This window comes from Bradyrhizobium sp. CCBAU 11361 (assembly GCF_028128935.1).
GTDB lineage: Bacteria > Pseudomonadota > Alphaproteobacteria > Rhizobiales > Xanthobacteraceae > Bradyrhizobium > Bradyrhizobium niftali.
Genome location: NZ_LBJZ01000199.1, coordinates 169,803 through 181,429, shown reverse-complemented (window position 1 = coordinate 181,429; position 11,627 = coordinate 169,803). Strand labels below are relative to the sequence as shown.

The window sequence follows — 11,627 nt, the reverse complement described above, 5'->3', positions numbered from 1 at the left end:
ATCAGGAGCCCGAACCGAGGCACTTGTTGGTCTTGGTGTTGAAGTTGCCGCACTTCTTGCCGACCCAGTCGCCGATCAGGTCCTTGGAGCCGTCGAGCTCCTTCGACCAGGCGTCGCCGGCGACGAGACCGGGCGTCTTCCAGACCACGTCGAACTGACCGTTCGCCTTGATCTCGCCGATGAACACCGGCTTGGTGATGTGGTGGTTCGGAAGCATCTTGGAGGTGCCGCCGGTCAGGTTCTTGGCTTCGATGCCCGGGAGAGCGTCGATGACCTTGTCGGGATCGGTCGACTTCACCTTCTCGACCGCCTTGACCCACATGTCGAAGCCGATCACGTGCGCTTCCATCGGATCGTTGGTCACGCGCTTCGGATTCTTGGTGTAGGCCTGCCACGCCTTGATGAACTTCTCGTTCTCCGGCGACTTGATCGACTGGAAGTAGTTCCAGGCGGCCAGATGGCCGAGCAGCGGCTTGGTGTCGATGCCGGCGAGCTCTTCCTCACCCACCGAGAACGCGACCACCGGGATGTCCTTCGCCTTGATGCCCTGGTTGCCGAGCTCCTTGTAGAAGGGAACGTTGGCGTCGCCGTTGATGGTCGAGACCACCGCGGTCTTCTTGCCGGCCGAGCCGAACTTCTTGATGTCGGCCACGATCGTCTGCCAGTCGGAGTGACCGAACGGCGTGTAGTTGATCATGATGTCTTCCTGGGCGACACCCTTCGACTTCAGATAGGCTTCCAGGATCTTGTTGGTGGTGCGCGGATAGACGTAGTCGGTGCCCGCGAGCACCCAGCGCTTCACCTTCTCGTCCTTCATCAGGTAGTCGACGGCGGGGATCGCCTGCTGGTTCGGCGCAGCTCCCGTGTAGAACACGTTGCGCTCGCTCTCCTCGCCCTCGTACTGCACGGGGTAGAACAGGATGTTGTTCAGCTCCTTGAACACCGGAAGCACCGACTTGCGCGATACCGAGGTCCAGCAGCCGAACACGACCGAGACCTTGTCCTTGGTGATCAGCTCGCGGGCCTTTTCGGCGAACAGCGGCCAGTTCGAAGCGGGGTCGACGACGACGGCTTCGAGCTTCTTGCCGAGCACGCCGCCCTTCTTGTTCTGCTCGTCGATCAGGAAGAGGATGGTGTCCTTCAGCGTGGTTTCGCTGATGGCCATGGTGCCGGAGAGAGAGTGAAGCACACCGACCTTGATGGTGTCGTCCGCGGCCTTCGCGCCGGAAATGGAGGCCAGACCGAGCATCAGTCCGGCGGTCGCGGCGAGTAGGCCGCGGCGGCTAAATGACGCCGCTATATCGTGAGTGGATTTGGTAAGCATTTGTGTATCATCTCCCTGACGCAGACGTGAAAACGCTGCGAAACGGCCCCACGGCCGCCTAGCGGTTAACGGAATCGCAAGAACCATGCCATGGGCTGGACACACACCAAGTAATTGGTTTTATTCGCAAAATCTGCAAAAATCAAAATTTAGCCGCAGTCTGATTGCTCAAGACTTGAGCAAATAAATTGTATGCTAATGTGGCAGACAGTTCATTTTTTGAGCAAAACGATGCCTCTGTCTAAATTTCCGGCATAACTATTTTTGCACCGCAAACGCCGTTTCGGGCCAGCCTGCCTTGAAAGCGCCCGCTCAATGTTCCATATGGGCGGTCGAGACCTCTTGCGAATCAAGGGGTCGTTGCGAGCCGCGTGTTCTTAAGCCCTCTACGGGCGTCTGGCTTGCCCCATATCTCCCAAGCCATCCGACACCCCAAACACGCAGGTGTCTTCTCGACACCCGTTTGCGCGCGCCGCGCTGAATGCGCCGGGCGCCCGCCTTTGACATGGAAAGAACCCATCTTTTGACTTCGTTTCAGGACTTCGGCCTCGCCGAACCGATCGCGCGTGCTCTCTCCGAAGAGAACTACGTCACCCCCACCCCCATCCAGGCCCAGACCATTCCCACGGCGCTGACCGGCCGCGACGTCGTCGGCATCGCCCAGACCGGCACCGGCAAGACCGCGTCCTTCGCGCTGCCGATCCTGCACCGCCTGCTCGAGCACCGCATCAAGCCGCAGCCGAAGACCACCCGCGTCCTGGTCCTGTCGCCCACCCGCGAGCTGTCCGGCCAGATCCTCGACAGCTTCAACGCCTATGGCCGCCACATCCGCCTGTCCTCGACGCTCGCCATCGGCGGCGTGCCGATGGGCCGTCAGGTCCGCTCGCTGATGCAGGGCGTCGAAGTGCTGGTCGCCACCCCCGGCCGCCTGCTCGACCTCGTGCAGAGCAACGGGCTGAAGCTTGGCAGCGTCGAATTCCTCGTGCTCGACGAGGCCGACCGCATGCTCGACATGGGCTTCATCAACGACATCCGGAAGATCGTCGCCAAGCTGCCGATCAAGCGGCAGACGCTGTTCTTCTCGGCCACCATGCCCAAGGACATCGCCGAGCTCGCCGACTCCATGCTGCGTGATCCCGCCCGTGTCGCGGTGACCCCGGTCTCCTCGACCGCCGAGCGGATCAACCAGCGTATCCTCCAGGTCGACTTCTCGGCCAAGCCCGCCTTCCTGACCAAGCTTCTGAAGGACGAGCCGATCAACCGCGCGCTGGTCTTCACCCGCACCAAGCACGGCGCCGACAAGGTCGTGAAGACGCTCGAGAAGGCCGGCATTGCCGCCAGCGCCATCCACGGCAACAAGTCGCAGAACCATCGCGAGCGCACGCTCGCCCAGTTCCGCTCCGGCGACATCCGCACGCTGGTCGCCACCGACATCGCCGCTCGTGGCATCGACGTCGACGGCATCACCCACGTCATCAATTTCGACCTGCCCAACGTGCCCGAGACCTACGTCCACCGCATCGGCCGCACCGCGCGCGCCGGCGCTGAGGGCACCGCGATCTCGCTGGTCGCAGGCGGCGAGGAGCTCAGCTATCTCCGCGACATCGAGCGGCTGATCAAGGTGGCGCTGCCGCGCGAAGACCTCCGCACCGATGCCGGTCGCCGCGATGCAGGTCCTCCCCCGCCGCAGCAACGACAGGGCCGGCCGGGCCGCCCCGGCCAGCGTCCGCAAGGCGCAAGGCATGGTGAGCGCCACGGTGACGGACGGCGTGCCGACGAAAGGCATGCCGACGGACGCCACCATAGCGCCGGCAAGCAGGGTGATGGACGGCCCGGTGAAGGCCGGCATGGCGACGGAAGGCATGTTGAAGGAAGGCCTGGCAGCGGCCCGAAGGCCTCCAAGGGGTCTCGTCGCCGCCGCTCCGGCGGTAAGATGCATTCTTCGCCGACCGACCGTCCGGAACAGCGTTCCGCGCATAGCGCTGGGACGTCTGATGGGATACAAGGCGTTGCCTTTTTGCGCCGCGAGAGTCGGCCGAACGGCCAATCGACCCGCAAACCCTACTCGCACTAGCCGTCCACGACCTGGAGATATTCATGGCTAAGGAAGAGCTGATCCAGTTCGAAGGACTGGTCACCGAAATCCTCCCCGACGCCCGCTACCGCGTGCAGCTCGATGCCGGACACGAGATCGTTGCCTACACCGCCGGCAAGATGAAGAAGAACCGCATCAAGACGCTCGCGGGCGACCGCGTGACGGTGGAGATGTCGCCCTACGATCTCGAGAAGGGCCGGCTGATTTTCCGCCACAAGGACGAACGTCCCGCATCATCCGGCGGACCGCCGCGGGGTGGCGCGCAGCGCGGTGGCCAGTTCCGTCGCCGCTAAGCGGCGAACGACCATTCCGCGCGCAAGCGCGGAATTAAAATGCTGACCTGTATGCTGATCTGCCGCGCACGTCGCGGCGGATCAAAAAATCGTGCGCGTCAGGATTGTTTTGAAGCCCCATTTCCAATAAAATGAATTAATCGATTTTCGGCCGGACGACATTGGCATCCACCGGTACAGCCGGTTCAGACACGCTGACGACCCTTCCAGAAATTCGATCTAACCTGCCCGCGCGAGCGGGCTCTTACATTGTGTTATCTGAGAAGGAACTACCCCCGTGAGCATGGGAACCGTGAAGTGGTTTAACGCGACCAAGGGCTTTGGCTTCATCCAGCCCGACGACGGCGGCAAGGACGTGTTCGTGCACATCAGCGCCGTCGAGCGCGCCGGCCTCGGCACGCTGCGCGAAGGCCAGAAGATCTCCTACGAGATCGTTGCCGATCGCCGATCCGGCAAGTCGGCCGCCGACAATCTTCGCTCCGCCGGCTGAGCCAAAGGACCTTCGGTCCGGATCGGCTCGAGCGAGCAAACCAAAACAACAGAAAAGGCCGTGCGCGACGCACGGCCTTTTTTCATGTTCGACGAACCGGGAGAATTCTTCCTCGCCGGAGCGAGAGGCCGGACCGGACCGCACGATCCTGCCCGGCAATCCCGCCTATCGGTCTTGTTCGTTGGTCTTGCTGGTTGGTCTTGCTAGTTGGGCTTGGCGCCGGCGTTGCCGCTGGCATTGTTGCTCAGCGTACCGGCCTGGCTCATCGTGGTGTTGAAGAAATTGTCGCTGTCGCCCAGCGTCACGCGACGCTGGCAAATCGGCATGCAGCTATAGGACTCGCGCTCGACCCCGCGATAGACAGTGACGAGCCGGTCGCTCGGACCTTCGACCTGGATCTGGCGGTCGACCAGGATCTCGCCGCCCCTGTCGAGCGCGATGAAATTGGTGGCGCCGTAGCCCTTCCCGGTCACGACGATCATGCCGCCGGGCTGGAGCGTGACGTCGGCGATCAGGGGATTGCCGACCACGATGGTCGCCACCTTGCCGGGCAGCCGGACCAGCTTGGCCTGATCGACATTGACGGCGATGGTGTCGGCGGTGGATTCGGCAAGACCGGCAGCCGGCGATGCCAGCACCGCGGCCGCAACCAGAAGACACACGCGCGCATGGCGGCGCAGCAGTTCTTTACGCATACTCTTACTCCCGGGACGTCACAAACCGGCAGAAGCGATCAGATAACAGCGGAGCCGGTGCCCGACCGCGCTAACCTGCCCTCAATTCGTGAACGTTCCGCAAATTCGCCGACTATTGTTTGAACGGACTGGCGCTTTGCGGCCTTCGCGGTCGTGCTAGCGGCGAAACGGATAGGCGAGCTGGCCCGCGATCTCCTTGGGCATGGTCGCTTCGTCCTTGCCGTAATCCTGCGGCAGTTGCCCTTCCGGCATGCGGAAGGTGCCGAACAGCACGTCCCAGAGCGGGAAGGTCCCGGCGAAATTGGTGTCGCCGCCCTCCTCGAGCGAGGTGTGGTGCCAGCGGTGGAACACCGGCGTTGCCAGCACGTATTTGAACGGCCCGAAGGTCCAGTTCAGGTTGGCGTGCACGAAGGCCGAGTGGAAGGTCGTGAACGGGGCAAGCCAGACCATGACGTTCGGAGAGATGCCGGCCATCAGCAGCACGACGTCGACCCCGATCGAGCCGAGCATGAGATTGACGGGATGGAAGCGGGCCGCCGAAATCCAGCTTATCTCCTCCGAGGAGTGATGGATCGCGTGATACTTCCAGAACTCGCCGCCGTGGAACAACCGGTGCAGCCAGTACAGCATGAAATCCGACAGGACCAGGAATAGAACAGCCTGGACCCAGAGCGGCAACAGCGCCAGCGGGCCGTGGCCATTGTCGTAGAAGGCGATGAGATCGTCGGCATCGTGGATGTTGAAGAGGAGGCTCGCGCCGACGATCAAGAGCCCGATCCGCATGGTGCGGGCGAACACCGGAACGAAGAACCAGTAGCAGATGTCGGTGACGATCTCGCGTTTGCGCCACCAGGGAGTGCCGGGATTGCAGGCCCAGAAATGCTCGAGCACGGTGAAGACGGCCGCGAGCGCGAGGGTGATGGGGACCACCTTCGCGATGGTCTCGCCGAGCATCAGGGCGACTTGCATGGGCAGGCTCGACATCGTCGCCTCTCTTCCGAATTGCTGGTCCTCCTACGCCTACTCCGCGAAATTTAAGGGAGGGTGAAGCCGGCGACGCACTTGCGCCACGTTCGGAACCGGAGCGAATTCCGGCCGGCGTCTTAAGGTGAAATTCACTCTGGGTAAAAGCATCGCGCAGGAAGCGGGTTTGCACGATCGAATTAACCCCGCCGAAAGAGCTCGGCTTTCATGGTTATCGCGTCAAAGACAGCGCCGAACGAGGCGATCCAACCCCAGATGGAGTTTGTTCATGAAGAACCTGATTGCGCGTTTCGCCAAGGATGAATCCGGCGCCACCGCCATCGAATACGGCCTGATCGCCGCCGGCATCGCGCTGGCCATCATCACCGTCGTCAACAACCTCGGCACCACGCTGAACACCAAGTTCACCTCGATCAGCACGTCGCTGAAGTAAGCGACCGACAAGCGACGGCAAACGCCCCGGATCTCCGGGGCCTTTGTTTTTCCGAGTACGGCGAGTTCCAGTGGCGTTGCGCAAGTACAGAACCGATGCCGCGGTTGCGGCGGGCGAGGCGGAGGCGGCGCAGACCGGCTCACCGACCTACTGGGTCTGCCTTGCACTGCTGGTTGCGACGCTCGCACTCGCCGCGCGCATTGCCAGCCTCTGGTGAGCCCGCCTCTCGCGGGCCCGCCTGCCGCGGCCGCCGTTGTCGGTTTGTTTAGCACTGCCGGCTAGCATCGGGCGACGCCAGATCTCGCGACGAACCTCCGGCCTCAAGACGCAGCCCATGATCCTCGACCTTGCGCGCCTTCTGCTCTTCCCGGCCTTGATGGCGTTCGCCGCCGCGAGCGATCTCTTCACGATGACCATCTCGAACCGCGTCTCGCTGGTGTTGGTCGCGGGCTTCTTCGCGCTCGCCCTCGCCGGTGGCATGGCACCTTACGAGGTGCTCGGTCATGTCGGCGCCGGCGCGCTTGTCCTGGTCGGCGCCTTCACCTGTTTTGCGATGGGCTGGGTCGGCGGTGGCGACGCCAAGGTCGCGGCCTCCGTCGCGCTCTGGTTCGGCTTCGCACAGCTGATGAACTTCCTGCTCTACGCTTCGCTGTTCGGCGGCGCGCTGACGCTGCTCCTGCTCCAGTTCCGGCAATGGCCGCTGCCCTACGGCCTCGCGGGCCAGGCCTGGCTCGCGCGACTGCACGCCAAGGAGAGCGGCATTCCCTACGGCATCGCGCTCGCACTGAGCGCGCTGATGGTCTACCCGGAGACCGAATGGGTGAAGGCGATCGACCTCGCTCATCTCGCACTGCGCTGAACATTCCGGGTAAACCCGGCGTTAAGCCGATTTAGATACGCCTCATTAACCATGCTTTGACGAATAGCTGGTCAACTGCCGATTACGGCGGCGGCTGCGTCGCGGCGTTTTGTTGGAAAGTGAAGCGTATGAATAGGGCACGCATTGTCGTCCTGACGGTCGCCATCTGCGCCGGCGGTGTCGCCGCGTACCTGGCGAGCGGCTCGGACAATTCTGCGCCGCCTCCGGCGGCCCCGGTCGCGCAGCTTCCAACCGTCGACGTGCTGGTGGCCAAGAACGACATCGGCCTCGGCCAGACCGTGAAACCGGAAGACGTGCAATGGCAGACCTGGCCGGCCGCGACCGCCAGCGCCACCTTCATCCGCCGCAACGAGCGCCCCGAGGGCGTGACCCAGGTGACCGGTTCGATCGCGCGCGCCCCCTTCATCCAGGGTGAGCCGATCCGCGACCAGAAACTGGTCAAGTCCGAAGGCTCCGGCTTCATGGCGGCAATCCTGCCCACCGGCATGCGCGCGATCTCGACCGAGATATCGCCCGAGACCGGCGCAGGCGGCTTCATCCTGCCCAACGACCGCGTCGACGTGCTTCTGACGCGCCGCCTCAAGAACCCGGACCCGAACAGCGGCGCCCCTGATATCGTCACGTCCGAGATCATCCTGGCCAACATCCGCGTCCTGGCCATCGACCAGGCGCCGAAGGAGAAGGACGGCCAGAATACGGTGGTCGGCAAGACCGTCACCCTCGAGCTCAATCCCGCGCAGACGGCGACGCTTTCCGCCGCCCGCCAGAGCGGCACGCTGTCGCTGGCGCTGCGCAGCATCGTCGACGTCAAGATGAGCGAGATCACGCTCGATGATTCCGCACAGAAGCGCGATGGCGTTTCGATCATTCGCTACGGTATCCCAAGCTCGACGGCGAAGGCACGATGAGGGCAGTCGATATGAAATGCAGGGCAGATTTGGCGACGATGCGAACCTCAATGGTCCGCGCCCTGTCGTTTTCGGCCGCTCTCGCGCTGGTGCTCAACCCGGCGCTGACCCCCGTGGTCGCCGCCGACTACCGCCCCGTGGCGCCGGTCGCGGCCGACGGCCAGATGAACGCGCGCTTCCTCTCCCTCGGCGTCGGCAAGTCCATCGTGATCGACCTCCCGCGCGACATCAAGGATGTGCTGGTCGCCGATCCCAAGATCGCCAATGCGGTGGTCCGCTCGTCGCAGCGCGCCTACATCATCGGCGCCACGGTCGGCCAGACCAACATCGTGTTCTTCGATTCCGCCGGCCAGCAGATTGCGGCCTATGACATCGCGGTCAAGCGCGACCTCAACGGCGTGCGGGCGGCGCTGAAGCAAATCCTGCCCAATTCCGACATCCAGATCGACGGCCTCGGCGAAGGCGTCGTGCTGACCGGCACGGCCGCGAACCCGATGGAAGCGCAGCAGGCCAACGATCTCGCCGCGCGCCTCGCCGGCGGCGCCGACAAGGTGGTGAACTCGATCGTGGTCCGCGGCCGCGACCAGGTCATGCTCAAGGTGACGGTCGCCGAAGTCGCGCGCAACATCGTCAAGCAGCTCGGCATCGACCTCACCGCCAACCTGAACTACGGCACGTCTGTGGTGAGCTTCACCAACTCCAACCCGTTCACCGCTCTTGGCAAGAACCTGGTGGACGGCAACAGCCTGACCACGAAGTTCGGCGCGACGCCGTCGGTGCAGGCCACGCTGCGCGCGATGGAGACCGCCGGCGTGATCCGGACGCTGGCCGAGCCGAACCTGACCGCGATCTCCGGCGAATCGGCGACCTTCATCGCCGGCGGCGAATTCCCGGTACCGGCGGGCTACGCGTGCGATCCCACGACGCATGTCTGTACCACCCAGATCAGCTTCAAGAAGTTCGGCATCTCGCTCAACTTCACGCCCGTGGTGCTGACCGAGGGCAAGATCAGCCTGCGGGTGATGACCGAGGTTTCGGAACTGTCGAACGAGAATGCGATCACGCTGTCGCAGGCCGTGACCTTGTCGACGGTGAACTCGCTCACCGTGCCTTCGATCAAGACCCGCCGGGCGGAGACGTCGCTGGAGATTCCCTCTGGCGGTGCGATGGCGATGGCCGGCCTGATCCAGCAGCAGACCAAGCAGGCGGTCAGCGGGCTGCCGGGCATGATGCAGCTGCCGATCCTCGGCGCGCTGTTCCGCAGCCGCGACTTCGTCAACAACGCGACCGAGCTGGTCGTGATCGTGACGCCCTATATCGTTCGCGCCGTGGCGCAGAAGGACCTGTCGCGGCCGGATGACGGCTTCTCCGCGCCCGCCGATCCGCAGGTCGAGCTGCTCGGCAACATCAACCGCATCTACGGCGTGCCTGGCCGGACCGAACCGGCCCGGAACTACCGTGGCACCTACGGCTTCATCACCGACTAAAGCGCAACGGGGACTTCGTTATGACCACAAGACCACCCCAGATTCGCAGAGGCGCCATCGGCTTCGGTGGCGCGCTCGTCGGCATTGCGCTTGCGCTCGGTGGCTGCCAGCACGACGAAGCGGTCACCGCCTCCATTCCCGACAGCTACAAGCAGCGTCACCCGATCGCGATCGAGGAGCAGAACCGTTCGATCGTCGTCTTCGTCGGCCACGCCCGCGGCGGGTTGACCGCGGCCCAGCGCGCCGACGTGATGGGTCTGGCATCGGCCTGGCTGCATGAAGGCACCGGCGCCATCCATATCGACGTGCCGTCCGGGACGCCCAACGCGCGTCCGGTCGCCGAGTCGATGCGTGAGATCCAGGCGATGCTGGCGGCGGCGGGCGTTCCGCCACGCGGCATCATCGCCCGCCCCTACCAGCCGGAAGACAAGCGCTTCCTGCCGCCGATCCGGCTGACCTATTCCAAGATCGCCGCGGTCGCGGGCCCCTGCGGGCTGTGGCCGGAGGACATCGGCCCCTCGATCAAGAACAAGAGCTGGTTCGAGAACAAGGAATACTACAATTACGGTTGCGCCTATCAGCGCAACCTCGCAGCCATGGTCGACAATCCGTCGGACCTCGAGCAGCCGCGGCCGGAGACTCCCTCCTATACGATACGGCGCACCGCTGCGTTCGAGAAGTATCGCAAGGGAGTACCGACGGCGGTCGCCTATCCTGAGGCCGACAAGGCCAAACTCAGCGACACCGGCAGATGATCAGCTACGCCAGGCAACCACACGAAGAGCAGCCGGAAGCAGCTTCGCCACCGGTCGAGGAGCATATTGCGCCTGCGCCGCGCGTCTCGGTCCAGGCCTTCTGCGAGACCGTGGAAACCGCTGCCGCGGTACAGTCGGCCGGCGAGGATCGCCGTCTCGGCAAGGCTCACCTGAAGATCCAGATGGGCGGCATGGCGGCTGCGGTCGAAGCCTACCGCTCGGCGCCCACGCCGAACGTGATCGTGCTCGAGAGCGACGGCCGCAACGACCTCCTGGGCGGGCTCGACCAGCTCGCCACCGTCTGCGACGCCGGCACCCGTGTGGTCGTGATCGGCCGCATCAACGACGTCACGCTCTATCGCGAGCTGGTGCGCCGCGGCGTCAGCGACTACGTGCTCGCGCCGGTTGGCGCGATCGACGTCGTGCGCTCGATCTGCAACCTGTTCTCCGCGCCGGAAGCCAAGGCGGTCGGCCGCATCATCGCCGTGGTCGGCGCCAAGGGCGGCGTCGGCGCGTCCACCATCTCCCATAACGTCGCCTGGGCGATCGCGCGCGACCTCGCGATGGACGCGGTCGTCGCCGATCTCGACCTCGCCTTCGGCACCGCCGGGCTCGACTACAACCAGGACCCGCCGCAGGGCATTGCGGACGCCGTGTTCTCGCCCGATCGTGTCGATACCGCCTTCATCGACCGCCTGCTGTCGAAATGCACCGACCACCTCAGCCTGCTGGCGGCGCCGGCGACGCTCGACCGGGTCTATGATTTCGGCACCGATGCCTTCGATGCCGTATTCGACACGCTGCGCTCCACCATGCCCTGCATCGTGCTCGACATCCCGCACCAATGGTCGGGCTGGACCAAGCGCGCTCTGATCGGGGCCGACGACATCCTGATCGTGGCGGCGCCCGACCTCGCCAATCTGCGCAATGCCAAGAACCTGTTCGACCTGTTGAAGGCCGCGCGCCCCAACGACCGGCCGCCGCTCTACTGCCTGAACCAGGTCGGAGTGCCGAAACGTCCCGAAATCGCCGCTGCGGAGTTCGCCAAGGCGATCGAGAGCCAGCCGGTCGTCTCGATCCCGTTCGAGCCGCAGATCTTCGGCTCGGCAGCCAACAACGGCCAGATGATCGCGGAGATCTCCGCCAACCACAAGTCGATCGAGATGTTCCTCCAGATCGCCCAGCGCCTGACCGGCCGCAGCGAAACGAAGAAACAAAAGTCGTCCCTGCTTTCACCCCTGATTGAGAAGTTGCGGGGAAAATAAGCCGCCGCATGGAGTCGT

At 64.1% G+C, this 11,627-nt stretch carries 13 protein-coding genes; 10 read left to right on the top strand and 3 right to left on the bottom strand.

Annotation, left to right across the window (positions count from 1 at the left end):
* Position 1: 1 nt before the first annotated feature.
* Positions 2-1,324 carry an urea ABC transporter substrate-binding protein gene (gene urtA / locus XI08_RS42360; RefSeq protein ID WP_271578974.1) on the bottom strand — a complete coding sequence of 441 codons (1,323 nt, stop codon included), beginning with the start codon at positions 1,322-1,324 and terminating at the stop codon, positions 2-4.
* A 481-nt stretch (positions 1,325-1,805) separates the two neighbouring features.
* Here urtA and XI08_RS42355 point away from each other — a divergent pair, with 481 nt between their 5' ends.
* From XI08_RS42355 to XI08_RS42345, 3 genes are all read left to right on the top strand, one after another.
* Positions 1,806-3,398: a DEAD/DEAH box helicase gene (locus XI08_RS42355; RefSeq protein WP_271578973.1), complete on the top strand. Its 1,593-nt coding sequence runs from the start codon at positions 1,806-1,808 to the stop codon at positions 3,396-3,398.
* Positions 3,399-3,421: 23 nt separating this feature from the next.
* Positions 3,422-3,712: a translation initiation factor IF-1 gene (infA, locus tag XI08_RS42350; RefSeq protein WP_027544250.1), complete on the top strand. Its 291-nt coding sequence runs from the start codon at positions 3,422-3,424 to the stop codon at positions 3,710-3,712.
* Positions 3,713-3,989: 277 nt separating this feature from the next.
* A complete protein-coding gene (locus XI08_RS42345) occupies positions 3,990-4,202 on the top strand; it encodes a cold-shock protein (RefSeq protein WP_011084262.1) in 213 nt (70 codons plus the stop codon).
* 203 nt (positions 4,203-4,405) lie between these two features.
* Here the strand turns inward: XI08_RS42345 and XI08_RS42340 are convergent, their stop codons facing one another.
* Positions 4,406-4,897: a pilus assembly protein N-terminal domain-containing protein gene (locus tag XI08_RS42340; protein WP_027544251.1), complete on the bottom strand. Its 492-nt coding sequence runs from the start codon at positions 4,895-4,897 to the stop codon at positions 4,406-4,408.
* Positions 4,898-5,053: 156 nt separating this feature from the next.
* Entirely contained in the window at positions 5,054-5,881 is an 828-nt protein-coding gene (locus XI08_RS42335; RefSeq protein ID WP_271578972.1) for a sterol desaturase family protein, read from the bottom strand.
* 268 nt (positions 5,882-6,149) lie between these two features.
* Between XI08_RS42335 and XI08_RS42330 the strand changes: the two genes are divergently transcribed.
* From XI08_RS42330 to XI08_RS42300, 7 genes are all read left to right on the top strand, one after another.
* On the top strand, positions 6,150-6,314 hold the full coding sequence (locus tag XI08_RS42330) for a Flp family type IVb pilin (protein ID WP_027544253.1): 165 nt from the start codon (positions 6,150-6,152) through the stop codon (positions 6,312-6,314).
* A gap of 76 nt (positions 6,315-6,390) precedes the next feature.
* Positions 6,391-6,531 (top strand): hypothetical protein, encoded by a 141-nt coding sequence (locus XI08_RS42325; RefSeq protein WP_271579131.1) that lies wholly within the window; start codon positions 6,391-6,393, stop codon positions 6,529-6,531.
* A gap of 117 nt (positions 6,532-6,648) precedes the next feature.
* Positions 6,649-7,173, top strand: a complete 525-nt coding sequence (locus XI08_RS42320) for an A24 family peptidase (RefSeq protein WP_027544254.1) — start codon at positions 6,649-6,651, stop codon at positions 7,171-7,173.
* Positions 7,174-7,301: 128 nt separating this feature from the next.
* The gene (gene cpaB / locus XI08_RS42315; RefSeq protein ID WP_027544255.1) at positions 7,302-8,102 is read left to right on the top strand and encodes a Flp pilus assembly protein CpaB; all 801 of its coding nucleotides are present in this window, start codon (positions 7,302-7,304) and stop codon (positions 8,100-8,102) included.
* Positions 8,103-8,113: 11 nt separating this feature from the next.
* Positions 8,114-9,589: a type II and III secretion system protein family protein gene (locus tag XI08_RS42310; protein WP_271578971.1), complete on the top strand. Its 1,476-nt coding sequence runs from the start codon at positions 8,114-8,116 to the stop codon at positions 9,587-9,589.
* 20 nt (positions 9,590-9,609) lie between these two features.
* Positions 9,610-10,344 carry a CpaD family pilus assembly protein gene (locus XI08_RS42305; protein ID WP_027544257.1) on the top strand — a complete coding sequence of 245 codons (735 nt, stop codon included), beginning with the start codon at positions 9,610-9,612 and terminating at the stop codon, positions 10,342-10,344.
* Positions 10,341-11,609 (top strand): AAA family ATPase, encoded by a 1,269-nt coding sequence (locus tag XI08_RS42300; RefSeq protein WP_271578970.1) that lies wholly within the window; start codon positions 10,341-10,343, stop codon positions 11,607-11,609. The genes XI08_RS42305 and XI08_RS42300 overlap by 4 nt, the downstream gene beginning before the upstream one ends.
* Positions 11,610-11,627: the final 18 nt, after the last annotated feature.